Origin of the sequence: Salipiger bermudensis (assembly GCF_017309175.1) — a bacterium.
GTDB classification, from domain to species: domain Bacteria; phylum Pseudomonadota; class Alphaproteobacteria; order Rhodobacterales; family Rhodobacteraceae; genus Salipiger; species Salipiger bermudensis.
In genome coordinates, this window is sequence record NZ_JAEKJV010000001.1 from 422022 (window position 1) to 445587 (window position 23566).

At 67.9% G+C, this 23566-nt stretch carries 19 protein-coding genes; 7 read left to right on the forward strand and 12 right to left on the reverse strand.

The features are described from left to right. The first annotated feature begins 135 nt into the window (after positions 1-135). Positions 136-879, forward strand: coding sequence for a maleate cis-trans isomerase family protein (locus tag JF542_RS02070; protein WP_207074542.1), 744 nt, complete (start codon positions 136-138; stop codon positions 877-879). Here the strand turns inward: JF542_RS02070 and JF542_RS02075 are convergent. The 10 genes from JF542_RS02075 to JF542_RS02120 form a co-directional block, all read right to left on the reverse strand. Further along, complete coding sequence (locus JF542_RS02075; RefSeq protein WP_207074543.1) at positions 863-1825, reverse strand: glycosyl transferase family protein; 963 nt, start codon at positions 1823-1825, stop codon at positions 863-865. The genes JF542_RS02070 and JF542_RS02075 overlap by 17 nt on opposite strands. Then, entirely contained in the window at positions 1822-4452 is a 2631-nt protein-coding gene (locus tag JF542_RS02080) for a nitrate reductase (RefSeq protein ID WP_207074544.1), read from the reverse strand. The genes JF542_RS02075 and JF542_RS02080 overlap by 4 nt, the downstream gene beginning before the upstream one ends. After that, a complete protein-coding gene (gene nirD, locus JF542_RS02085) occupies positions 4452-4784 on the reverse strand; it encodes a nitrite reductase small subunit NirD (protein WP_007791928.1) in 333 nt (110 codons plus the stop codon). Before nirD ends, JF542_RS02080 begins: the two co-directional genes overlap by 1 nt. 73 nt (positions 4785-4857) lie before the next feature. Next, the gene (gene nirB / locus JF542_RS02090; protein ID WP_207074545.1) at positions 4858-7290 is read right to left on the reverse strand and encodes a nitrite reductase large subunit NirB; all 2433 of its coding nucleotides are present in this window, start codon (positions 7288-7290) and stop codon (positions 4858-4860) included. A gap of 14 nt (positions 7291-7304) precedes the next feature. Continuing rightward, a complete protein-coding gene (locus JF542_RS02095; RefSeq protein WP_207074546.1) occupies positions 7305-8246 on the reverse strand; it encodes a GAF domain-containing protein in 942 nt (313 codons plus the stop codon). Between the two features lie 68 nt (positions 8247-8314). Next, positions 8315-10012 carry an ABC transporter ATP-binding protein gene (locus JF542_RS02100; RefSeq protein WP_207074547.1) on the reverse strand — a complete coding sequence of 566 codons (1698 nt, stop codon included), beginning with the start codon at positions 10010-10012 and terminating at the stop codon, positions 8315-8317. A 25-nt stretch (positions 10013-10037) separates the two neighbouring features. Continuing rightward, the gene (locus tag JF542_RS02105) at positions 10038-11120 is read right to left on the reverse strand and encodes an ABC transporter permease (protein ID WP_207074548.1); all 1083 of its coding nucleotides are present in this window, start codon (positions 11118-11120) and stop codon (positions 10038-10040) included. A 198-nt stretch (positions 11121-11318) separates the two neighbouring features. Further along, positions 11319-12680 (reverse strand): CmpA/NrtA family ABC transporter substrate-binding protein, encoded by a 1362-nt coding sequence (locus JF542_RS02110; protein ID WP_007791945.1) that lies wholly within the window; start codon positions 12678-12680, stop codon positions 11319-11321. Positions 12681-12960: 280 nt separating this feature from the next. After that, on the reverse strand, positions 12961-14136 hold the full coding sequence (locus JF542_RS02115; RefSeq protein ID WP_207074549.1) for an ABC transporter substrate-binding protein: 1176 nt from the start codon (positions 14134-14136) through the stop codon (positions 12961-12963). After that, positions 14133-14717 (reverse strand): ANTAR domain-containing response regulator, encoded by a 585-nt coding sequence (locus JF542_RS02120; RefSeq protein ID WP_007791951.1) that lies wholly within the window; start codon positions 14715-14717, stop codon positions 14133-14135. Before JF542_RS02120 ends, JF542_RS02115 begins: the two co-directional genes overlap by 4 nt. Before the next feature lie 180 nt (positions 14718-14897). Here JF542_RS02120 and JF542_RS02125 point away from each other — a divergent pair, with 180 nt between their 5' ends. Continuing rightward, positions 14898-15923, forward strand: coding sequence for an LLM class flavin-dependent oxidoreductase (locus JF542_RS02125; RefSeq protein ID WP_207074550.1), 1026 nt, complete (start codon positions 14898-14900; stop codon positions 15921-15923). 50 nt (positions 15924-15973) lie between these two features. Here JF542_RS02125 and JF542_RS02130 read toward each other — a convergent pair whose 3' ends face one another. Together JF542_RS02130 and JF542_RS02135 are read right to left on the reverse strand one after the other, a co-directional pair. Further along, complete coding sequence (locus tag JF542_RS02130) at positions 15974-17035, reverse strand: dipeptidase (protein WP_207074551.1); 1062 nt, start codon at positions 17033-17035, stop codon at positions 15974-15976. Positions 17036-17132: 97 nt separating this feature from the next. Beyond that, complete coding sequence (locus JF542_RS02135; RefSeq protein ID WP_207074552.1) at positions 17133-18554, reverse strand: hypothetical protein; 1422 nt, start codon at positions 18552-18554, stop codon at positions 17133-17135. 264 nt (positions 18555-18818) lie between these two features. Between JF542_RS02135 and phnC the strand changes: the two genes are divergently transcribed. The 5 genes from phnC to JF542_RS02160 all read left to right on the forward strand — a co-directional run bounded on the left by phnC (position 18819) and on the right by JF542_RS02160 (position 23505). Beyond that, a complete protein-coding gene (gene phnC / locus JF542_RS02140; RefSeq protein ID WP_207074553.1) occupies positions 18819-19637 on the forward strand; it encodes a phosphonate ABC transporter ATP-binding protein in 819 nt (272 codons plus the stop codon). A gap of 58 nt (positions 19638-19695) precedes the next feature. Further along, on the forward strand, positions 19696-20595 hold the full coding sequence (gene phnD / locus JF542_RS02145; protein WP_207074554.1) for a phosphonate ABC transporter substrate-binding protein: 900 nt from the start codon (positions 19696-19698) through the stop codon (positions 20593-20595). Positions 20596-20726: 131 nt separating this feature from the next. Beyond that, a complete protein-coding gene (phnE, locus tag JF542_RS02150; RefSeq protein WP_007791970.1) occupies positions 20727-21587 on the forward strand; it encodes a phosphonate ABC transporter, permease protein PhnE in 861 nt (286 codons plus the stop codon). After that, the gene (gene phnE, locus JF542_RS02155; protein ID WP_207074555.1) at positions 21587-22894 is read left to right on the forward strand and encodes a phosphonate ABC transporter, permease protein PhnE; all 1308 of its coding nucleotides are present in this window, start codon (positions 21587-21589) and stop codon (positions 22892-22894) included. The genes phnE (JF542_RS02150) and phnE (JF542_RS02155) overlap by 1 nt, the downstream gene beginning before the upstream one ends. Beyond that, positions 22894-23505, forward strand: a complete 612-nt coding sequence (locus tag JF542_RS02160; protein ID WP_207074556.1) for a DapH/DapD/GlmU-related protein — start codon at positions 22894-22896, stop codon at positions 23503-23505. Before phnE (JF542_RS02155) ends, JF542_RS02160 begins: the two co-directional genes overlap by 1 nt. Positions 23506-23566 lie beyond the last annotated feature (61 nt).

Genomic DNA, 23566 nt, shown 5'->3' on the forward strand with positions numbered 1-23566 from the left:
GCGCCGACAAAGCGTGGAAAGCGGGCAGATCCTGCGGACTGGCGCTGCCACGGGCCGCGTCGCGATTGACGCAAGCCGCGCGCGGTGCGCCACTGTCGCCATGATGATCATTTCCCTCTCCGTGGCAGGCCGCCGATGAGCGCGCCGCTGCCCTACCGCCTTGGTCCGGCGCGTCCGGCGCTGGGGCTCGTGGTGCTGCAATCGGACGAGAGCGTCGAGGCCGACATGCGCCGCCTGATCCCGCGGCGCGGCAATCTGCTCGTCACCCGCGTGCCCTCGGGCGCCGAGGTCACCCCCGAGACGCTGGCCGAGATGGAGGGTCATCTGGGCCAGGCGGCGGCGCTGTTCCCGCCCTGGGCGCGGTTCTCGGCGGTGGGCTATGCCTGCACCTCGGGCACGGCGCAGATCGGCGCGCCGCACGTGGCGGCGCAGATACGTGCGGCGGTGGAGACCGAGGCGGTGACCGAGCCGGTCTCGGCACTGATCGCCGCCTGCGCGGCGCTGGGGGTGCGCCGGCTGGGGCTGATCTCGCCCTACGTGGCCGAGGTGTCGGGGCGGCTGCGCGCGGTGCTGGCCGAGGCGCGGATCGAGACGCCGGTTTTTGCCAGTTTCGAGGTGCCGGAAGAGGCCCGGGTGGCGCGGATCGGGCCGCAGAGCCTGCGCGATGCCGCGATGCGGCTGGCCGGGGAGGCGCCGCTCGACGGGCTGTTCCTGTCCTGCACCAACCTGCGCACCCTGTCGGTGATCCCCGTGCTCGAGGCAGAGCTGGGACTGCCGGTGCTGTCGAGCAACCAGGTGCTGGCGTGGCACATGATGCGGCTGGCGGGGATCGCGGCGCCGAAGCGGGCGCCGGGGCGGCTTTTCATGCAGACGCGGTGACGGCGCGGCGCGCCTGCCAGAGCTGGCGGGCGGTCTCCAGAGGCGCATCCTGACCCAGCGTGTCGAGCGCCAGCGCGGCGGTGCCCAGCACCACGGCCTCGGCGAAGGGATCGTCGCGCTCACCCGCCCAAAGCGCGCCGAGCAGCGCCGGATCGCTCTCGCCATCATCGAGGCGACGGGTGGCCTCGGGCAGCAGGGCAGGAAAGCTTGTCTCCCACGCGGCGCCCTCGCGCAGGCCGAAGCCGGCGATCGCCTTGGCTGGGTGACGTTCGAACTCGCCGCCGCCGCCCTTGATCACGGTGAGCGCGTCGAGCCCGAGAATGGCGCCCGCATCGGCCTGCAGCAGGCGATAGGGCGGGTGGAACACGCCCTGCACAGAGACGCTGGCCCGCGCCGGGTTGAGCATCCGGCAGACGGTGTTCACGCAGGAGCGCAAGTGCAGCACGTCGCGCAATCTCAGCAGGCGGAAGAGCGCCGCAGAAAGATGCTCGAGCGGCAGGTAGGCGATGCCGTGTTGCTCCATGAGAGTGGAGGCCTCGGTGGGCTCCTCGGCCACCGGGATGCCGGCGGCGGCGAGCCCGTTGCGCACCGCCGCGTCGGCGCCGTTCCAGCCATGCATCAGCACCGGGTGCCCGGCATCGGCCACCAGCCGCGCCGAGAGCAGGAACCACGGCAGGCCGCGGGTGCGGCCGGCGGCATAGGAGGGCCAGTCGAGCGCCGGGCAGGGCAGGGCCGGAAGGCTCTGCTGCGCCGCCTGCGCGAAGCCCGCGATCTCGTCGGCGGTCTCGCCCTTCATCCGCATCAGCATCAGGAGCGCGCCGATGGCATGGGGATCGGCCTCGCCCGAGAGCATGAGCTGCATCGCATCGACCGCTTCCTCGCGGCTGAGCGAGCGCGACCGTCCGGGGCCGCGCCCCAGCGTGCGGACGTGGGCGCCAAGCGTCATTCCGCGGCCACCTTGGCCTGTGCCGCGGCGAGGATCGAGGCCAGCTCGGGCCGGCAGGAACCGCAATTGGTGCCCGCCTCTAGCGCCGCGCCGATCTGTTCGACGCTGAGCAGCCCTTGCGTCTCGATGGCGGTGACGATGGTGTTGAGCCCGACATTGAAGCACGAGCACACCAGCGGGCCGGGATCGGGGCGGTCGGCAGGCGGCTGGCCGGTAAGGGCGTCGGGGGCCTCGGTGCCGGGCAGGGTGGCGAGGAAGTCGCGCTTGAGCGCCACCGGTTCGGGGCCGGCGAAGAGCGCCGCGATCAGCCGGTCGCCGTCGTGGAAGGCGATGCGGGCAACGCCGCGCCGGGCGTCGATCACGGTCTGGCAGGGCGCGTCGGGCAGGCCGAAGAGCGCGCGCGCCTCGGCCTCCCAGTCCTCGGGCTGGGCTGCGGCGGCCAGCTCGGCGCGCCAGCCCGCACGGGTGCAGGCGCGGGCCCAGTAATCGGCGGTGGGGGTGATCTCGGTGGCGGACACGGCATAGCCGTACCATGCCGCGTCGAAGCGTGCCACCGCCGTGGTGCTGGCCTTGCTCTCGGGCTGGCCCGAGACCGGATCGGTGTTGGCGGCGACCAGCGCGTCGATGCGGGCCGAGGGCGCGGTCTCGCCGGTCCAGTGCATCGGCGCAAACACGTCGCCCGGCGCCACCGCATCGGTGATCCGCGCCCGCAGGATCGCCTTGCCCTGCGGGTTCTCGAGCCGCACCAGATCGGCGGGCGCGATGCTGAGGCGGCGCGCATCCTCGGGGTGGATCTCGAGGAAGGGCTCGGCGAGATGGGCGGCCAGCCGCGGTGAGCGGGCGGTGCGCGTCATGGTATGCCACTGGTCGCGGATGCGCCCGGTGTTGAGCCGGAAGGGAAACTCGGGGCAGGGCTCGGAAGCCGGGGGGCGATAGCGGATCGGCAGCATCCGGGCCTTGCCGTCGGGGTGGTAGAAACGCCCGTCGGCGAAGAAGCGGCCGCCGTTGCGGGTGGCGCTGGCAGGCCAGCGGAAGGGCGCCATCGCCATGTATTCGCTGTCGCTGAGCTCGGCCTTGGCGGAGATGTCGAAATCGCGCCCGAGCGTGCCGGCAAGCCCTGAAAGGGCTGCGTATTCGCGGAAGATTTCGGCCGGGCAGGCATAGTCGAACGCCTCGCGCCAGCCCATGCGGCGGCCGACCTCGGCGAGGATCTCCCAGTCGGGCCGCGCCACGCCGGGCGCCGGCAGGGCGGCGCGCTGGCGGCTGATGGTGCGGTCGGAGTTGGTGACCGTGCCCTCCTTCTCGGCCCAGGCCGAGGCGGGCAGCAGCACATGGGCCAGCCGGGCGGTGTCGGTGGCGGCGGTGATGTCCGAGACCACGACGAAATCGCAATCGGCGATCGCCTTGGTGACCGCATCGGCATCGGGCATGGTGACGGCGGGGTTGGTGTGGATGATCCACAGCGCCTTGATGCGGCCGTCGCCGGCGGCGCGGAACAGGTCCACCGCCTTGAGCCCCGGCGCGTCGGCCATGCGCGGGCTGTCCCAGAATTCATGCACGGCGGCGCGGTGGTCGGCGTTCTCGATGTCGAGGTGACAGGCCAGCATGTTGGCCAGCCCACCGACCTCGCGCCCGCCCATGGCGTTGGGCTGGCCGGTGATCGAGAACGGCCCGCAGCCGGGGGTGCCGATGCGGCCCGTGGCGAGGTGGCAGTTGAGGATGGCGTTGACCTTGTCGCTGCCCGAGGTCGACTGGTTGACGCCCTGGCTATAGACGGTGACGACCTTTCCGGTGCCGATCCAGAGCTTGTAGAACGCCGCGAGCTGCGCCTCCGACAGCCCGGTGACGGTGTCGCGGTCGCTCGAGGCGGCGATCAGCGCCTCGTTGAAGCCCTGCACGGTGGCGAGGAATTCCTTGTCGAGCGCGCCGGCCTCGTGGATGGCGCAGAGCAGCCCGTTGAACAGCGCCGCATCGGTGCCGGCCTTGAGCGCGAGATGCATGTCGGCGCCATCGCAGGAGGCGGTGCGGCGCGGGTCGATGACCACGAGCTTGGTGCCGCGCGCCTTCCGCGCCGCGAGGATGCGCTGGTAGAGCACCGGGTGGCACCAGGCGAGGTTCGAGCCCACCAGCACGATCAGGTCGGCTTCCTCGAGATCCTCGTAGGTGCCGGGCACGGTGTCGGTGCCGAAGGCGCGGCGATGGCCGGCCACCGACGACGCCATGCAGAGCCGCGAGTTGGTGTCGATATTGGCGGCGCCGACATAACCCTTCATCAGCTTGTTGGCGACGTAGTAATCCTCGGTCAGCAGTTGGCCGGAGACGTAGAAACCCACGCTCTCCGGCCCGTGCTGCTCGATGGTCTCGCGAAAGCGCTGGGCGACGAGATCGAGCGCCTCGTCCCAGTTCGCCTCGCGGCCGTGCACGCGGGGAGAGAGCAGGCGCCCTTCCAGCCCCACGGTCTCGCCAAGGGCCGAGCCCTTGGAGCAGAGCTTTCCGAAATTCGCCGGGTGCTCCGGGTCGCCCCGCACCGTCAGCCCGCCCTGGCCGTCGGCCAGCAGGCGCACCCCGCATCCCACCCCGCAATAAGGGCAGGTCGAACAGATCTCGGAAACGCCCTGGTCTTTCATCACGCCGCACTCCGCCGGGAGACCGCCGCGCCGTCGAGCAGGATGCGCCCGTCCTCGAGCCGAACCGGGTAGGTGTCGATGCGGCCCTCGTCGGCGCCCTGCGCCTCGCCGGTGTTGAGGTCGAACACCCAGTTGTGCAGCGGGCAGGTGACCTTCTGGCCGTGCACGATGCCCTCCGAGAGCGGGCCCTGCTTGTGCGGGCAGGTGTTCGAGGCGGCAAACACCTCGGCGGTGTCGGTGCGGAAGATCGCCACGCAGCCGACCTCCGTCCTGACCAGCCGGGCGCCGCGCAGCGGCACGTCGTCGATATGTCCGATGTCGATCCAGCTCATTGGCCTGTCTCCGCTTGCGAGATGGGGGAGCCGCCCCGAAGGCCGGGGCGGCACGTTTGGCGAGGGGCGGCGCTCATTCCGCCGCCTTCAGGGTGAGGTCGGCCAGCGGCTGGAAGCGGCGCGCCGCCTCGGGCTCTGCCCGCTCCGCCCAGGGATCGGTCTGGTAAACGCTTTGCGAGACGTCGAAGCGCTCGACCAGCGCCCGGCGCTCGGCGTCGTCGGAGAGCACCTCCTTGACCCAGTCGAGCCCGACCTTGGCGACCCACTTGTAGGGCCGGTCGAGATACTTGGCGTGCTCGCGGTAGAGCTGCACGAAGGCGGTGGTCCACTCGATCGCCGCCTCCTCGGTGGGTACGTCGACGAGGCGTTCGGTCTCCTTCACGTCCATGCCGGCGGCCCCGGCGACGCCGATCTGGTAGCCGCTGTCGACGCAGATGATGCCGACATCCTTGCAGGTCGCCTCGGCGCAGTTGCGCGGGCAGCCCGAGACGCCGAGCTTGACCTTGTGCGGCGTCCACGAGCCCCAGAGCTTCTTCTCGAGCTTGATGCCGAGCCCGGTGCTGTCCTGCGTGCCGAAGCGGCACCAGTCGGAGCCGACGCAGGTCTTCACCGTGCGCAGACCCTTGGTATAGGCGTGGCCCGAGACCATGCCGGCCTCGTTGAGATCGTGCCAGATCGCCGGCAGATCCTCTTTCTTGACGCCCAGAAGGTCGATGCGCTGGCCGCCGGTGACCTTGACGGTGGCGCCGTATTTCTCCGCCGCCTGCGCGATGGCGATCAGCTCCTGCGGCGTGGTCATGCCGCCCCACATGCGCGGCATCACGCTATAGGTGCCGTCCTTCTGGATGTTGGCGTGGTTGCGCTCGTTGACGAAGCGGCTTTGCGGATCGTCGGTATAGTCGAGCGGCCAGTCCGCCAGCAGGTAGAAGTTGATCGCCGGGCGGCAGACATGGCAGCCGTTGCGGGTTTTCCAGCCCAGCTCCTGCCAGACCGCCTCCTGCGATTTCAGCTCCTGCGCCTTGATCAGGCGGCGCACGTCCTCATGGGTGAGGTCGGTGCAGCCGCAGACTGGCTGCGCAGTGGGCAGCACGAACTCGTCGCCCAGCGTGACCGAGAGCACCTGCTCGACGAGCCCGGTGCAGGTGCCGCAGGAGGCGCTGGCCTTGGTGGTGGCCTTGATCGCCCCGAGATCGGTGGCGCCGCCTTCGATGGCGGCCACGATATCGCCCTTGCATACGCCGTTGCAGCCGCAGATCTCCGCCTCAGGCGGCAATGCTGCAACGGCTGACAGAGGGTCCGCGGAGGCACCCCCCTGATAGGACGGCCCGAATATCAGCGTCTCGCGCATCTCCGAGATGTCTGTGCCGTCCTTGATCAGCCCGAAGAACCAGTTGCCGTCGGCGGTGTCGCCATACATCACCGCGCCGATGAGCCTGTCCTCCTCGATCACGAGGCGCTTGTAGATGCCTCGGGCGGGGTCACGATAGACGATGTCCTCGCGACCCGGGCCGTCGGCGAAATCGCCCGCCGAGAACAGGTCGCAGCCGGTGACCTTGAGCTTGGTCGAGAGCTCGCGCATGGCGAAGGTCTCTTCTTCGCCGAGCAGCGTCTTGGCCAGAACCTTGGCCTGATCGTAGAGCGGTGCCACGAGGCCGAAGAGGTTGCCCTCATACTCGACGCATTCGCCCACGGCAAAGACATCCGGCGTCTCGGTGCGCATCTGCGCGTCGACCTTGATGGCGCGGCCGCAGGCGATGCCGCTGTCTTGCGCCAGCTTCACCGCCGGGCGGATGCCCACCGCCATGCAGACGATGTCGCAGGGCAGCTCGGTGCCGTCGGCGAGGTTGACCTGCTCGGCCTTGCCGTTGCCCACGATCTCCTTGGTCGAGGCTTCGAGCAGCACGGTGATGCCGCGGCGCTCGAGATCCTTCTTCAGCAGGTAGCCCGCCGCCGGATCGAGCTGGCGCTCCATCAGGTGCGAGGCGATGTGCAGCACGGTGACCTCCATGCCGCGCAGCCGCAGTGCCGCCGCCGCCTCAAGCCCGAGCAGGCCGCCACCGATGACCACGGCCTTGGAGCCGGGTTTGCCGGCGGCCTCGGTCATCGCGGTGGTGTCCTCGAGGTCGCGGAAGGCGACCACGCCGGGCAGGTCATGGCCGGGGCAGGGGATGATGAAGGCCGAGGACCCGGTGCCGAAGACCAGTTTGTCATAGGCCACTTCGCCCTTCTCGCCGACCACGACCTTGCGCGCGGTGTCGACGCTCAGGACCTTTTCGCCGAACCGGCAGGTGACCTTGTTGGCGCCGTACCAGTCGTCGTCATGGGTGACGATCTCGGCAAAGCTCTTTTCGCCCGAAAGCACCGGCGAGAGCATGATGCGGTTGTAGTTGCCGCGCGGTTCGGCGTTGAAGAGCGTGATCTCGAAGGCGCCGGGATCGGCGTCGAGCAGGTGTTCGAGCAGTCGGCCAGAGGCCATGCCTGCTCCGATGACGACGAGTTTCTGCATCTCTGCGGCTCCTCTCAGACGTACCATGCGACGATGTGGGCGATCTCGCCCGCATCAAAGATCGGCAGGGCGACGAGGGTTTCGTAACCCTCGGTGAGGCCCGGCTTGCCGGTGACGATCAACGGCAGGCCGGTGGCGAGCACCTTGCCGATATTGCCCTGGTTGGCGTTGACCCGGCGCGGCGGCTCCTGCGTGTCGTCGGTCCAGAGCGGGCCCTCGCGCTCGCAGATGCCGTCGGCGAGGATCGCGGCGACCTCGCGGCCGACCTTGACCGGGCGCGAGTCCCAGATCTCGAAGCGGCGCGCGATCGGCGTGCCGCGGGCCGAGAGCAGGGTGAGCACGAAGCTCTTGTCCTGCGGCACCGGGATCGGCAGGCCGAGCCCGGTGGTCAGCCCCGCCTTGCCGGCGCTGTCGGCGCGGATGAAGCGGTAGCCGGAGCCGAGATCGCGGAACAGCATCGGCGTGCTGGCCGACCAGACGCCGCCCGGCAGGCCCTGGCCGCGCGGGAAATGCGTGTGCTGGGAGACCCATTCGAAATGCTTGGCGGCGCCATAATAGCCATCATCCAGCATCAAGAGACCGTCTTCCTCGTGCCAGACCTCGATGGCGCCGGTGCGGTTTTCATCATCACCGCAGAGCACCACGAGAACCGCCTTGAGCTGGGCGTCGTTGAACACCGGGATTGCCACTGCCGAGGTCAGCCCGGCTTCGGCGGCGGCCTCGATGCGCTTGAAATAAGAGCCGTCGAAGCCCTTGAGCACCACCGGGCGCTCCTCGGCCCAGGCCTTGCCCGGCAGGCCTTCGCCCTTGCCGAAGCTGATCGCGCGGGTGGCCTCCTCGAAGGCCGAAAGCGCGCCGTAGTTGCCCGTTGCGAGGACCAGCCGGTCCCCCTCGGGCACCCAGATCTCGGTGACCTGGATGAAGGTCTTCACGGGTGCGTCAAGAACGGTGTCCATGATCGTGCCCCCTTGTCCTAGAGGTTTGCATCTGTCGCGCCCCGGCATCACGCGGGAGCGCCTGCCTTTCAGGCGGCTTTCTTCTTCTTCTCGGCCTTGGCCTCGGACTTGCCGTGTTTGCCGTGCTCGTACTCCTCGAGGAAGTTCAGCACCTGCTCGCGGTAGAGGTAGTAATCCGGGTGCTCGAGCAGCGCCTTGCGGGTGCGGGGGCGGGGCAGGTCGACATCGACGATCTTGCCGATGGTGGCTTGCGGGCCGTTGGTCATCATCACCACGCGGTCGGCCAGCAGGATCGCCTCATCGACATCGTGGGTGACGCAGATCGCGGTCACCTTGGTGCGCGACCAGACCTCCATCAGCACCTCCTGCAGCTCCCAGCGGGTCAGGCTGTCGAGCATGCCGAAGGGCTCGTCGAGCAGCAGCAGCTTGGGCGAGAGGGCAAAGGCGCGGGCGATGCCGACGCGCTGCTTCATGCCGTTCGACATGTCGGCAGCACCCTTGTCCATCGCATCGGCGAGGCCGACGCGCTCGAGATAGTACTCGACCACCTCCTGGCGCTCGGCCTGGGAGGCCTTGGGATAGACCTTGTCGACCCCGATGGCGCAGTTCTCGCGGGCGGTGAGCCACGGGAACAGGTTGGGCGACTGGAACACCACCGCACGCTCGGGGTCGGCGCCCTCGACATGGCGGCCATCAAGACGGATGCCGCCCTTGGAGATGCTGTTGAGGCCGGCTGCCATGGTCAGCACGGTGGACTTGCCGCAGCCCGAATGGCCGATCAGCGAGATGAACTCGCCCTTGTTGACCTTGAGGTTGAAGTCCTCGACCACCGTGAGCGGGCCCTTGGGGGTGGGGTAGATCTTGTGCAGCTGCGAGAAGTCGAGGAAGCGCTCCTCGATCATGCCTTCCTGCGCCTTGGCGACCGCCGCCGGCACTTCCGCCGCGATGCCGTGGATCGGCGTCACGTCGGGCAGGTTGCGGCTGCCCTCGGTCTTGGCCTCGATGCCCACGTCCATCAGGTAGGTGGTGACCTCGGCGCGCAGGCGCTTGAAGGTCTCGTCATGGTTCATCTCGCCGCGATCGCGGGGGCGCGGAATGCTCACCGGGAACTCGGTGCCGAGCGTGCCGTCGGGGTTCAGCGCGATGATGCGGTCGGCCAGCATGATCGCCTCGTCGACATCGTTGGTGATCAGCACGCAGGTCTTCTTGTCCTGCTCCCAGATCTGCTCGATCTCGTCGGCGAGATTGGCGCGGGTCAGCGCGTCAAGCGCCGAGAGCGGCTCGTCGAGCAGCAGCACCTCAGGGCTCATGGCCAGCGCGCGGGCGACGTTGACGCGCTGGCGCATGCCGCCCGAGAGCTCGGCCGGACGCCGCGTGGTGGCGTGGCTGAGCCCGACCATCTTGACGTACTTGGCGACGGTGGCCTCCTTCTCGGCCTTGGGCATCTTGGGGAAGACGCTGTCGAGCGCGAGCTGCACGTTGCCGTTCACCGTGAGCCACGGCATCAGCGAATAGTTCTGGAAGATCACGCCGCGCTCGGGGCCGGGGCCCTCGATCTCGGCGTCCTTGAAGGTGACGCGGCCCTTCGAGGGCTTTTCGAGCCCGGCCATCAGGTTGATCAGCGTGGTCTTGCCGCTGCCGGAGAAGCCCAGGAGCACGAGGAACTCGCCCTCCCGGACCTCGAGGTCGATGCCTTTCAGCACATCGGTCTTGTGGGTGCCTTCGCCGAAGCTTTTCGAGACGTTGTCGAACTTGAGAATGCTCATGGATTTGTCTCCTGACGGGCCCGGTTCAGCGGTTGTTCGAGAAGGTGAAGAGCGATTGCAGGGCGAACATCACGCGATCGAGCAGGAAGCCGATGATGCCGATGGTGAACACCGCGACCATGATCTTGGCGAGCGACGAGGAGGAGCCGTTCTGGAACTCGTCCCAGACGAACTTTCCGAGGCCGGGGTTCTGGGCCAGCATTTCCGCGGCGATCAGCACCATCCAGCCAACCCCGAGCGACAGGCGCAGGCCAGTGAAGATCAGCGGCAGCGCCGAGGGCAGCACCAGCTTGGTGATCTTGGTCCAGGTGTTCATCTTGAGCACCTTGGAGACGTTGACCAGATCCTTGTCGATCGATGCCACGCCGAGCGCGGTGTTGATCAGGGTCGGCCACAGCGAGCACAGCGTCACGGTGATCGCCGAGATCAGGAAGGACTTGGAGAACAGCCCGTCATTGGTGGCCACCGCGGCGGAGATGATCATCGTCACGATGGGCAGCCAGGCCAGCGGCGAGACCGGCTTGAAGATCTGCACCAGCGGGTTGATGGCCGAGTTGGCGTAAGGAGAGAGGCCGGCGAGGATGCCCAGCGGGATCGCCACGCAGGAGCCGATCAGGAAGCCGAAGAACACCGTCTTGATCGAGGTCCAGATCTGCTCGTAATAGCTCGGCGCGCCGGTATAGGCGATGTCCTTGACCTGGTCGGCCTTGCCCGCGGCGATGAGCTTCTCGTTGCGCGCCGCCACCATGGTCTCGAACTTGGCTTTCTTGGCGGCCTTGGCCTGCGCGTCCTCGTGCAGGAGCACCGCCTCGTGCCAGACCTGCGCCGGACCGGGGACCGCGCCGAGCGAGGTCTCGACCCTTGGCGCCAGCGTGCCCCAGAGCAGCAGGAAGCCCGCGATGGCCAGAAGCGGCACGCCCAGCAGCAGCCAGATGTCCTTCATCTGGGCCTTGGGGTTGTCGCCGGCGGCGGCTTTCAGGATCGGGGTGATCCATGCGAGGCCGAGGACGCGGAACCAGGCGTCGGCCTTGTTGATGCGGGTGAAGAGGCGCGCCCGGCGGGCTTCGCGCTCGGCCTCACGGGCGTAGTCTGGATCGACGGTTGTCATCTGAGGAGTCCTCGGCGGTTGGATGGATCGGTCCGGTGAGCGGCGCTCGCGCCGGGGGCGCATCGCCCCACCCACCGTCCCGCAGTCTGTCTCGGAAGCTGTCTCGGGAGGAGGTGGCGGAGGCACCCGGGAGGTGCGTCCGCCATGCATTTGCCGTTTCCTCAGGGTGCGCCCGGAGGGCACATCCCCGAAGGGAAATCAGCCCTGGATCTCGTTGCCCACGACCTTCTGCTCACCTTTCAGGCCGATCGGCAGGCTTTCGAGATAGCCGTTGGGGGTGCGGCCGTCATAGGGGATGCCGTCGATGATGTCGGCAGCCGGGGTCGCGTCCTTGTAGCCGTCGCTGTCCCAGGGGAAATCGGCCTCGTTGGCGAGACCCTCGTCGACCAGCGCGCGGGCGGCCTCGAGGTAGATCTCGGGCTTGTAGACCGACTTGGCGACCTCGTCGTACCAGCTATCCGGCTTGGCCTCGGCGATCTGGCCCCAGCGGCGCATCTGGGTCAGGTACCAGACCGCGTCGGAGTAGAACGGGTAGGTGGCGTTGTAGCGGAAGAACACGTTGAAATCGGGAACCTCGCGCTTGTCGCCCTTCTCGTATTCGAAGGTGCCGGTCATCGAGTTGGCGATCACCTCGGCATCGGCGCCCACGTATTCCGGCTGCGACAGCATCTCGACCGCTTCCATGCGGTTGGCGTTGTCGTTCTCGTCGAGCCACATGGCGGCGCGGATCAGCGCCTTGACCACGGCCTTGGTGGTGTTGGGGTTCTCTTCCGCGAAATCGGCGGTGATGCCGAAGACCTTCTCGGGGTTGTTCTTCCAGAGCTCGTAATCTGTGATCACCGGCACGCCGATGCCCTTGAACACCGCGGCCTGGTTCCACGGCTCACCGACGCAATAGCCGTAGATCGTGCCGGCCTCGAGGGTGGCGGGCATCTGCGGCGGCGGGGTCACCGAGAGCAGAACGTCGGCGCCGATCTGGCCGGTGACGTTCTCGGGCGAGTAGTAGCCGGGCTCGAGACCACCGGCGGCGAGCCAGTAGCGCAGCTCGTAATTGTGGGTCGAGACCGGGAAGACCATGCCCATGTTGAAGGGCTTGCCCTCGGAGCGGTACTTCTCGACCACCGGCGCCAGCGCCTCCGCCGAGATCGGGTGCTGCGGCAGGCCGTCTTCGTTGGTCGGGATGTTGGGCTTCATCTCTTCCCAGACGGCATTGCTGACGGTGATGCCGTTGCCGTTCAGATCCATCGAGAAGGGCGTGATGATATGCGCCTCGGTGCCGTAGCCGATGGTTGCGGCGAGCGGCTGCCCGGCCAGCATGTGGGCGCCGTCGAGCTGGCCGCCGATCACGCCGTCGAGCAGAACCTTCCAGTTGGCCTGTGCCTCGAGCGTCACGAACAGTCCCTCGTCGAGGAAGTAGCCCTGCTCGTAGGCCACCGCGAGCGGCGCCATGTCGGTCAGCTTGATGAAGCCGAAGGTCAGTTCATCCTTTTCGAGATCCTGCGCGAGCAGGGGAGAGGAGAGCGCCGTGGTGGCGGTAAGTGCGAGGAGAAGGTTCTTCATTCGTCCGTTCCGTCCCTTGGAGATGCCCGGTGAAACGCCCGGGCAGAAAAACAAAAAAGCCGCCGACTGATCGCGACTCTGGAGGAGGTCGCGGCAGTCGAGCGGCTTTGCTCGGATATCCCAAACGCTGGGAGAATTTCGGGAGCGGCGCGCCATTGCGCTGCTCGTGACCCTTCTATGACGGCAACTCCCGGATCCGATCAATTGAAAATGTCACCTTGGGGTCATGTTTAACCGGGTGGTCAATTTTCAGATGCTGCATCTGCATAAAAAGACGGCGTCAGTGCGCCGAGGGCTCGAAAATGCGGCCATCGAAGAACGAATCCGGCCCGAGGAAGAGCCGTCCCGATGTCGAGGCCACGGCGGTCTCCTCCGAGAGCGCGCCCTCCATCTTCGACGACGCGCCGGGCAGCTCGGCCCGGGTCGGCGCCAGCGCCTCGCGGAAGAGGTCGCTGCGGAACACCGCGCGCGCGGCACGCGCCGCGGTGGGCCGGTCGAGCCCGGTGCGCGCGGCGAGCTGCAACCCGATCCACTCCGCCTGGCTGCGCCACGGGAAGGTGGCGGCGCCGTGGTGGAACTCGACGAAGCCCGGCACGTGGCGCTCCTCGCCCTGGGCCGAGATCACCAGCCGGCCGTTCAGCGCCCGGTCGAGGATCTCGGCCGGCAGGTCGAGATATTCCTTGCGGCTGAGCAGCTCGGCAGCAAGCGTCGGCGATCCGGGCTCGGCCAGCCAGCGCCCGGCGCGCCAGACCGCGCGGATCAACCGGCCCAGCAGGTCGGGCTCGGCGCTCGCCCAGTCGCTGCGCACCGCCAGCACCTTCTCGGGGGCGAAGCGCCAGATCGCGCTGCCGGGCAGCAGCAGCGTGCCGACGCCGTTCTCCACCGCGATCGAGCCCCAGGGCTCGCCGACGCAGAAGGCGTCGATCTCGCCGGCCTGCATGGCATCGGCCATCAGCGAGGGCGGCACGGTGCGGATGTCGACGCTCTGCGGGGCGGGCAGCCCCAGCGCCGAGAGCCAGTAGTAGAGCAGCTCCGCATGCATCGAGAACGGGAAGGGCACGCCCAGGCGCAGCGGCTGGTCGGCCACGGCGATCAGCGCCTCGCCGGCGGTGCGGGCATTATTGAAGGCGAAGTCGTGGCCATGTTCGCGCAGCCGAGCGGCCAGCGCGTTGCTCACCCCGATGACATTGCCGTTCACGCCCAGCACCGAGACCGCCGAGAGCGCCGTGCCGGTTCCGCCGAGCCCCAGCGCCGACGCCACAGGGACCGGCGAGAGCATGTGCGCCGCCTCGACCCGGCCGAAGCTCAGCATGTCGCGCACCGACGACCACGATGGCGCCCGGCGCAGCTCGAGCGCGATGCTCTCCTCGGCGGCAAAGCCCATTTCATGCGCCACGATCAGCGGCGCGGCATCGATCAGGGGCAGGAAGCCCACGGACAGGGTCGCAGCGATCATCCCAGAAGCCCCGCCGCCGTCACCAGCGCCGCGGCCACCTCGGCCACGCGCTTGCCCTGATCCATCGCGGTCTTGCGCAGCAGCGCATAGGCCTCGTCCTCATCGACCCCGCGCGCCTTCATCAGCATACCCTTGGCGCGGTCGATCATCTTGCGCTCTTCCAACGCGCGCTTGGTTTCGGCCAACTCGGTGCGCATCCGCTGGAACATGCGAAAGCGCGCAATGGCAGCGTCCATGATCGGCTTCACCCGCTGCGGTTTCATGCCGTCGACCACGTAGGCCGAAACGCCCGCCTCGATGGCGGTGTCGGTCAGTCCCTCGCCGTCGCGGTCGACGAACATCGCCACGGGCCGGTCGAGCGGCCCTGAGGCCAGCGCGAGCTCTTCGAGCGTGTCGCGCGACGGGCTTTCCACGTCGATCAGCACCACGTCCGGGCTCAGCGCCTGGATCTTGCGGGCGAGGCCAGTGGGCTCGGAGATGACGTGAATGTCGTAGCTGCCCGCATCCCGCAGGCTGTCGACGATGAGAATGGCGCGGTCGCGGTCAGGCTCGACCACGACGATGGAGAGGGAGGCACTCATGGGCTCAGGAACAGCAGCGTTGTGGTGGGAAGTAAAGCTGGCCGATGGGGGTGGTGCCCTTGAAAAAGGCACTTTGCCCGTTTTCTGGGCGGTGGTCCCTTGCACATGCCCTGTGCAGGGCCGGGGCTTTCGGTGCAGGCCGCAGGACCTATGTTGCCGGACGACACAAGGGAGCACGCAATGGAACTCGGACTCTACACTTTCGGCGATGTCGGCAAGAACCCGGTGACCGGTGAAACGGTCGACGCGCAGAAGCGGCTCAGGGAGCTGGTCGCTGAGATCCGTCTGGCCGACGAGGTCGGGCTCGACATCTTCGGACTGGGTGAGCACCACCGTCCGAACTACGCCATCTCTTCGCCCGCCACGGTGCTGGCCGCGGCCGCCTCGGTGACCGAGAACATCCGCCTGAGCTCGGCCGTCTCGGTGCTGAGCTCGGACGATCCGATCCGCGTGTTCCAGCAGTTTGCCACGCTCGACAACCTCTCCGGCGGGCGCGCCGAGCTGATGGTGGGGCGGGGCAGCTTCATCGAGAGCTTCCCGCTCTTCGGCTATGATCTCGACGATTACGGCGATCTGTTCGAGGAAAAGCTCGCCATGCTGCTGGCGATCAACGAACGGGAAAAGCTCAACTGGCCGGGCACGAAGCACACGCCCAAGGTCTCGGGGCTCGGGGTCTATCCGCGCCCGGTGAACGACCAGCTGCCGGTCTGGATCGCCGCCGGTGGCACGCCGCAAAGCATGGTGCGTGCCGGTGCGCTGGGCACGCCGCTGGCGCTGGCGATCATCGGCGGCGAGCCGCGCCGCTTTGCGCCGCTGGCCGATCTCTACCGACGCGCCGCCGATCAGGCCGGTAATGCCGACAAGGCGCGGGTCTCGCTCAACGTGCACGGCTTCGTGGGCGAGGATGGCAAGGCGGCGGCCGACCTGTTCTACCCGGCGCAGAAGGCGGTGATGGACCAGCTTGGCCGCGAGCGTGGCTGGGGCCCGCAGAGCCGCGCGCAATACGATGCGTCCTGTGGTCCCGAAGGCGCGATGTTCGTCGGCGCGCCCAACCAGGTGGCCGACAAGATCCTCGGCCTGCGCGAAGACCTGGGCTTTGACCGGGTCACCATCCAGATGGGGATCGGGGTGATCGACCACGCCGACATGATGACGGCAATCGAGGTGCTGGGCACCAAGGTCGCGCCGCTGCTGCGGCAGGGCTGAGGCGCTTGGCGAGCTGAGCCCGGGCCTCCACCGCTCGAAGGTGGCCCGGCTCAGGCGCCCCAGGTCTTGCGCAGCACGCGCATCCAGTTGCGCCAGCAGAGCTTCTCCATCAGCGCCTCGTCCACGCCGTGCACGCGCATCGCTGTCCGCAGGGCGGGGAGACCGGCGCAATCGACGATCTCGTCTGGCACCAGCGCGCCGTCGAAATCCGAGCCGAAGCCCACGCGGTCCTCGCCGAGGATGCCGATCAGGTGGTCGAGATGGCGCATCATCTGCTCGAGCGGCACGTCGCCCTTCATCTGCCCGTCGCTGCGCAGGAAGGCAGAGGCGAAGTTGATCCCCACCATGCCGTCGCTCTCGGCGATCATCGCGAGCTGCCGGTCGGTGAGGTTGCGGCTGTGCGGCGTCACCGCCCATGCGTTGGAGTGCGTTGCGACCAGCGGCGCGTCGCTGATCGCCGCCACATCGTTGACGCCCTTCTCGTTGAGGTGGCTGAGATCGACCATGATCTTCAGCGCGTTGCACTCGCGGATCAGCCGCTTGCCATGATCGGTGAGGCCGGGACCCGTGTCGGGACCGGAGGGGAAGGCGAAGGGCACGCCGTGGCCGAAGATCGTCGGGCGCGACCACACCGGCCCCAGCGAGCGCAGCCCGCGCGCGTGCAGCGCGTGCAGTTGCTCGAGCCCGGGATCGATCCCTTCGGCGCCCTCGATATGCATGATCGCGGCCATGGTGGGGCCGAACAGCGCCGCCTCGAGCGCGTCCACCGTGCGACAGAGCGTGACCGCGCCGGCGCGCTCCAGCGCCTCGAGCGCGGCGATGCCTTTGATCGTCACGTCGCGGCCTTCGGCCTCGGGCAGCATCAGCGGCAGCGGCAGGTCGTATTGCGGCTGGTTCATGTCGTCGGGCGAGGTGCCGGGCACCGGCGGCGAGGGCACGAAGACCGCGAAGAACCCGCCGCCCAGCCCGCCGGCCTGCGCGCGCGGCAGGTCGATATGTCCGTCGGGCAGGCCCGCAGCCACACCCTCGGGAGTGACGTCGCCGCGCAGCAGGCGCAGCACGAGGTCGTTGTGTCCGTCGAAGATCGGGGGCGTGATGGCGGCATCGGTCATGCGGGGAGGGGCTCCGGTTTGGCGTGCGCCAGAGATGACACCGGATGCCGTTCGCATGCAAGCGGTGCACCGCCGTGCGACGGAGGCGCCCGGTGCGTCAGCCGATCAGATAGGCGTAGGCCAGCACCCAGAGCGGCAGCACAATAAGCGCGACGAGCATGTAGCCGCCATTCCAGCGCAGCCCGACGGTGCGCGCGCTGACATTGCCGAACGATCCCACCAGCAGCGTGGTGGCGGTGAAGGGCGAGCTGATGCCCCCCAGCGCCCAGCCCGCGGTGATCGCGGTGACCAGCGCCACCGGCGAGACCCCGAGCTGGTCCGGCGTCGGCAGCAGCGGCGCGATCAGGGTCACCGCCAGGATCGGGTTCATCGCGAACTGCCCGGCCAGCGGGATGATCCAGACCAGCCCCGCCAGCACCAGCCAGTGCGGCAGGTCTTCGGGGTGGAAGCCCGAGGCCTTGACGATGGGCGCCAGCAGCGGCGCGCCGACGGTGCCGATATAGCCCGCCATCATCAGCAGCAGCACCTCGCCGCGATAGCCCGGCATGTCGTGGAAGGCGTAGGTTCTGAGCCGCGCGCCCAGCGGTGCGCCGCCGCCGCGCGCCTGCAGCGCGGTCCAGACCAGCGCCATCACCGGCACGATCAGCAGCACCAGTCCGATCACCCGGATGCCGGTGAGCGCGCCGAAGATCAGCACGCTGGTCACGAGGATCGCCAGCAGCCCCACGAGCGGCAGCATCAGCGCCCATGTGCCGTGGGGCTTGGCGCGCGGCCGTGGCGGGTGCGTGAGCTTGGGCTTGAAGATCGTGTCGAGCCCCCAGCCGATGCCGGTCATCAGCAGCGCCGTGCCGAGTGCGGGCAGCACCACGGTCTCCCAGCTGGTGCCGGGGATCAGCGCCGTCGAGATGGCGATGGCGAAGGACAGCGGCGACCACGGCAGCGAGGTGACGAAGCCGCGCTGGATCGCCAGCAGCATACGACGACGACGGTGATTGCGGATCTCCTCGTCGGGCTCTTCCTGTGCTGCGGCGGTGGCGAGGCTGCCGAGCAGCGCGATGGCGCCGTAATTGAGCAGCAGCGCGAAGGCGGTGCCACCGGTGGTGAGCGCGAGATAGCGCCGCCCGGGCGGCTGCTCGGCGAGAAAGGTGCCGCTGGCGCGGATCGCCGCCGACGGCTCGGCGGCGCTGCGCAGGGTGGCGAGCGCGGTGAAGAAGGCGGCGATGAACGAGGCTTGGTGAAAGGCCTTGGCCACGGTGCCCTGCCAGTCTCCGCCCTGCCAGATCAGCGCGCCGGTCAGCGCCAGCGCGACGTAGACAAAGGCTTTGCGGTTGGCCCGCACCCGGAAGAACAGCACCGCGATCAGCGCCACCATCAGCAGGTCCACCAGCGGCTCCTGCACCGTGGTGCCAAGCCATTCGCGGATGATCACCAGCCCGGTGACGAGGATCATGAGCAATCCGGCGAAGCGGTCGAGACGGTGGGCAGCAGGGGCGGCGCCCTGCTCCGGGGAATGTCGCATGAGGCGGTCCGGGGCCTTTTCTTTGCAGTCGCCGAACAACGAGCCGCGCCGCGCAAGGCGTCGGGATCGCCGGGTAGTTCGGGATCTTTTACCCCGGACCCCGTTCAAACCGCAATCTTCGGGGCTATGCGATATGGGCGCTCCCGCCATGCCGGTATGTCATGAAAGCTTCATTCCCGGTTGATCTTAGCGACATGGAAGCGTCACGAACCCGATACGCTCGCCGCCCTATACGGCACCCGGAACAGGACAACCGGGGGACACATGCTCGTCGTAGACCAGCTGACCAAGCGCTTTGGCGCCAATACTGCCGTGGACAACGCGAGCTTCACCGTCGACCGACCGAAGATGATCGGCATCATCGGACGGTCTGGCGCTGGCAAGTCGACCTTCCTGCGCATGATGAACCGTCTCACCGACGCGACCGAGGGCGAGCTCCGCTTCGAAGGCCGCAACGTGCTCGCGCTGAAGGGCGCCGAGAAGCGCGCGTGGCAGTCGGACTGCGCGATGATCTTCCAGCAGTTCAACCTCGTGCCGCGCATGGACGTGGTCTCGAACGTGCTGCACGGCACGCTGGCGAAACGCCCGGCGCTGTCGACGGTGTTCAACCTCTACCCGCGCGAGGACATCCACCGCGCCATCGACATTCTCGAGCGTCTGGGCATCGCCGATCACGCCGCCAAGCGCGCCGAGGCGCTCTCGGGCGGTCAGCAACAACGCGTCGCCATCGCGCGGGCGCTGATGCAGGATCCCAAGGTGATCCTCGCCGACGAGCCCATCGCCTCGCTCGACCCGATGAACGCACAGATCGTCATGGAGGCGCTGCGCCGCATCCATGACGAGGATGGCCGCATGGTCATCGCCAACCTGCACACGCTCGACACCGCGCGGCGCTATTGCGACCGGGTGATCGGGATGCGCGACGGGCGCATCGTCTTTGACGGCACGCCCGAGCAGCTCACCACCGGTGTCGCCCGCGACATTTATGGGGCGGGGGCAGACTTTTCCGAGGACGCCACCTCCACCGAAATCCGCGACCCCGTGGCCGAGACGGAAATCCGTCAGGCCGAGGTCGCAATCTAAGAGCTTCCAACGGGCCCACGGGACGGGCCTTTCAATCCGAAAAAGGGGAAGAACCATCATGAAAAAGCTCATCGCGGCCGCTCTGGCCACCACTGCGCTCTGCTCCGCTGCCTCGGCACAGGAGATCACCGAATTCCGTCTCGGCATCCTTGGCGGCGAGAACGCTCAGGACCGTCTGGCCTCCAACCAGTGCTACGCCGAGAAGATCGCCACCGCGCTCGGCGTCGAAGTGAAGATCTTCACCCCGGCGGACTACAACGGCGTGATGCAGGGCCTGCTCGGCGGCACCATCGACGCGGCCTGGATGGGCGCCTCTTCCTATGCCGGCACCTTCATTGCCGATCCCGAAGCGGTTGAGCCGGTGCTGGTCAAGCAGAACGAGGACGGCTCGATCGGCTACTACTCGATCGGTTTCGCCCGCGCCGACAGCGGCATCACCTCGCTCGAGGACCTGCAGGGCAAGGAGTTCGGCTTCGGTGATCCCAACTCGACCTCCGGCTACCTGATCCCGTCGATCGAGATCGCCGAGGCCGGCTACTCGATGCAGCCCGGCGACTACTTCTCCGACGTGGTGTTCACCGGCGGTCACGAGCAGACCATCGTCGCGGTCAACAACGGCGACGTCGATGCCGGCGTGACCTGGGCCGATGGCCAGGGCGCATGGGAAGATGGCTACAACTCGGGCGCCCTGCGCCGCGCCACCGATGCCGGCCTCGTCGACATGAACGAGCTGGTGCAGATCTGGCAGTCGAAGATCATCCCCGAGGGTCCGTTCGTGCTGCGCAAGGCGCTGCCGCAGGACGTCAAGGACGCCGTCATCGAGCTGACCGCGAACCTCTGGGAAGAAGATCCCGACTGCGCCTACGGCGTGGCCGCCGGCGATGCCAAGGACTTCATCCCGGTGACCCACCAGGAATACGAGTCGATCGTCTCGGCCCGCCGTTCCAAGATCAACTGATCATCCGATCCCTCTCGGGCCCGCGTCTTCGCGGGCCCGTTTCCGTTTTCCCGGACACGACCATGACACGCGATCCCGGCGCCCTTGCGGCGGCGCGGTGACGGCCATCCGTCAGGCAGGACACGACCCCCATGATGCATTCCGACCCTCCCTTCGACACGCGCGCGCATTACATGGCGCTGATGGCGCGAAAGCGCCTCTATGGCGGCATCGTGCTGGCGATCTTCGTGGCGCTCATGGTGTCCGGCTTCATCCTGACCAATGACCGCAACGCCGGCGGCTTCTGGGACGGCCTGCCGCAGATCTTCGATTTCCCCGCCGCCGTTCTGGCCGACACGATCCCCAAGCTCGACCGGCTGCCGGGGCATTTCCTGCGCTACTTCCCCTCGCTGATGGAGACCGTCAACATCGCCGCCGTCTCGACCCTGATCGGGGCCGGCCTCGCGATGCTGCTGTCGCTGCTCTCGACCCGGGGGCTGGCGCGCTGGCCGCGGCTGATCCCGCTGTTCCGGCGCATCATGGATATCATGCGCGCGATCCCCGAGATCGTCGTGGCGCTGGTGCTGATCTTCGTGCTGGGCGGCGGCCCGGTGCCGGCGATGATCGCCATCGCCTTCCACACCGCCGGGGCGCTGGGCAAGCTGTTCTCTGAGGTCAACGAGAACGCCGATCTCAAGCCCGTCGAAGGGCTGCAATCTGTCGGCGGGACATGGTTCCAGCGCATGTGGCTGGGCGTCGTGCCGCAGGTCTCGCCGAACTATTTCAGCTATGCGCTGCTGCGCTTCGAGATCAACATCCGCGCCTCCGCCATCCTCGGGTTCGTCGGCGCCGGCGGCATCGGATACGACCTGCGCAACGCCATGGCCTGGGGGCAGGGGCGCTTTGACGAGGCCGCCGCGATCTTCATCCTGCTGTTCCTGACCATCGTCGTGTTCGACCAGCTCTCGAGCCATGTCCGCAACGCGATGATCGCGAAGAAAGGAGGCCACTGATGGCCGACGCCGCCCTCTACGCCTCTGCCGACCGCCTGTTCGCGCGCAAGAAGCTCTTCGCCTTCGGCCTGCCGGTGCTGGTTCTGGTCTACCTCGTCTACATAGTCTTCGCCTTCGACCTTCCGGGTCTTGCCGAGCGCGCCCGCATGGACAATGCCCGCACGCTGCTGTCGGACGTCTGGAGCTACAAGACCCACGTCACCCAGGACAACCGCTCCGGCGAGGTCGAGGTCGCCATCGAAGGCGAGCGCCGCGGCACCTATGCGCCCGGCACCGAGCCCGACTGGGTCTCGATCGACGCGGCCGGCACGGTGGTGGATCTCGAGGACGGTCACGTGGTGCGGTTCCTGCCCGGCGGCGGCTTCGCCTATGAGGTGCCCGATTTCGGCCTGATCGAGGCTCGGATGGACGGGCGCGCGGTGGTGTCGAACCTCGAAGAAGAGACACTGCCCGAGTGGATCTCGGCCTCGCGCACCCGCTTTCAGGTCGAGACCTCGCATGGCCGGGTCTCGCTGACTCGCAACCGCACCGAGCTGTTCCGCTACTTCCCCGGTTGGGAGCTGTTCTTCTTCACGCTCGACAGCCCGTATTACGGCCACGGCGTTTTCGAGATCGCCTTCGGAGACCGCATCGACCCCGAGCGTGGCAACCTCGCCGGGGCGTGGCAGGATTTCTGGAACAACGCCATGTGGCGCCATGGCGATGTGGCATGGGCGCTGTTCGAGACCATCCTGATGGCCTTCCTCGGCACCTTCGGCGCGGCCATCGTGGCGCTGCCGCTGGCCTTCCTCTCGGCCAAGAACTTTGCGCCGCTGGTGGCGCTGCGCTTCGCCATGCGCCGGGTGTTCGACTTCCTGCGCGGTGTCGACGGGCTGATCTGGACCATCGTGCTCAGCCGCGCCTTCGGGCCGGGGCCGATGACCGGCGCGCTGGCGATCCTGCTCACCGACACCGGCAGCTTCGGCAAGCTGTTCTCGGAGGCGCTGGAAAACGTCGACGGCAAGCAGATCGAAGGCGTCGCCTCGACCGGGGCCGCGCCGGTGCTGCGCTACCTTTTCGGCGTGATCCCGCAGATCACCCCGGTGCTGATCTCGCAGGTGCTGTATTTCTTCGAGAGCAACACCCGCTCGGCCACCATCATCGGCGCCATCACCGGCGGCGGCATCGGCCTGCTGCTGACGCAGGCGATGATCACCCAGAAGGACTGGGAAGAGGTGAGCTACTACATCGTGCTGATCGTGCTGATGGTCATGGCGATGGACAGCCTCTCGGGCTGGCTGCGCCGCAAGCTGATCCGGGGCGTCTGATGCCGCGCCTCTCGGACGAGCCGCTCATCCATCCCGATTGCGAAGTGACGGAGTGCCGGTTCGGGCGCTTCGTCGAGATCGGGCGCGGCGCGCGGCTGGGCCATGTGGAGATGGGCGATTACAGCTATTGCGACCGCTATGCCGACATCGCCAACGCGACCGTCGGCAAGTTCGCCAACATCGCCAGCTTCTCGCGCATCGGGCCGACCGATCACCCGATGCAGCAAGCCTCGCTGCACCATTTCCTCTACCGCTCCGACGATTACTGGGACGATGCCGGTCGCGATGCGGCGTTCTTCGCGCATCGCCTGTCGCGCCGGGCGCAGATCGGTCACGACACATGGATCGGCCACAACGCCGTGGTGCGCCCCGAGGTGACCATCGGGCATGGCGCCGTGGTGGCGGCGGGCGCGGTGGTGACGAAGGATGTCGCGCCCTACATGATCGTCGCGGGTGTTCCTGCGGTGCCGCTGCGCGAACGCTTCGCCGCGCCGGTGGCCGAACGGCTGATGGCGCTGGCGTGGTGGGACTGGGATCACGCCACCCTGCGCGAGAGGCTCGAGGATTTCCGCAGCCTGCCGATCGAGGCGTTTCTGGAAAAATACGAGTGATCCCGGTTCGGCGACGGGATAGCCCGATATTTGCACCAGTCTCGCGGGCCTCGAGCGTGGG

Coding starts and splice junctions, on each gene's coding strand:
- JF542_RS02070 (WP_207074542.1), top strand. CDS start 136: ATGAGCGCGCCGCTGCCCTACCGCCTTGGTCCGGCGCGTCCGGCGCTG.
- JF542_RS02075 (WP_207074543.1), bottom strand. CDS start 1,825: ATGACGCTTGGCGCCCACGTCCGCACGCTGGGGCGCGGCCCCGGACGG.
- JF542_RS02080 (WP_207074544.1), bottom strand. CDS start 4,452: ATGAAAGACCAGGGCGTTTCCGAGATCTGTTCGACCTGCCCTTATTGC.
- nirD (WP_007791928.1), bottom strand. CDS start 4,784: ATGAGCTGGATCGACATCGGACATATCGACGACGTGCCGCTGCGCGGC.
- nirB (WP_207074545.1), bottom strand. CDS start 7,290: ATGCAGAAACTCGTCGTCATCGGAGCAGGCATGGCCTCTGGCCGACTG.
- JF542_RS02095 (WP_207074546.1), bottom strand. CDS start 8,246: ATGGACACCGTTCTTGACGCACCCGTGAAGACCTTCATCCAGGTCACC.
- JF542_RS02100 (WP_207074547.1), bottom strand. CDS start 10,012: ATGAGCATTCTCAAGTTCGACAACGTCTCGAAAAGCTTCGGCGAAGGC.
- JF542_RS02105 (WP_207074548.1), bottom strand. CDS start 11,120: ATGACAACCGTCGATCCAGACTACGCCCGTGAGGCCGAGCGCGAAGCC.
- JF542_RS02110 (WP_007791945.1), bottom strand. CDS start 12,680: ATGAAGAACCTTCTCCTCGCACTTACCGCCACCACGGCGCTCTCCTCT.
- JF542_RS02115 (WP_207074549.1), bottom strand. CDS start 14,136: ATGATCGCTGCGACCCTGTCCGTGGGCTTCCTGCCCCTGATCGATGCC.
- JF542_RS02120 (WP_007791951.1), bottom strand. CDS start 14,717: ATGAGTGCCTCCCTCTCCATCGTCGTGGTCGAGCCTGACCGCGACCGC.
- JF542_RS02125 (WP_207074550.1), top strand. CDS start 14,898: ATGGAACTCGGACTCTACACTTTCGGCGATGTCGGCAAGAACCCGGTG.
- JF542_RS02130 (WP_207074551.1), bottom strand. CDS start 17,035: ATGACCGATGCCGCCATCACGCCCCCGATCTTCGACGGACACAACGAC.
- JF542_RS02135 (WP_207074552.1), bottom strand. CDS start 18,554: ATGCGACATTCCCCGGAGCAGGGCGCCGCCCCTGCTGCCCACCGTCTC.
- phnC (WP_207074553.1), top strand. CDS start 18,819: ATGCTCGTCGTAGACCAGCTGACCAAGCGCTTTGGCGCCAATACTGCC.
- phnD (WP_207074554.1), top strand. CDS start 19,696: ATGAAAAAGCTCATCGCGGCCGCTCTGGCCACCACTGCGCTCTGCTCC.
- phnE (WP_007791970.1), top strand. CDS start 20,727: ATGATGCATTCCGACCCTCCCTTCGACACGCGCGCGCATTACATGGCG.
- phnE (WP_207074555.1), top strand. CDS start 21,587: ATGGCCGACGCCGCCCTCTACGCCTCTGCCGACCGCCTGTTCGCGCGC.
- JF542_RS02160 (WP_207074556.1), top strand. CDS start 22,894: ATGCCGCGCCTCTCGGACGAGCCGCTCATCCATCCCGATTGCGAAGTG.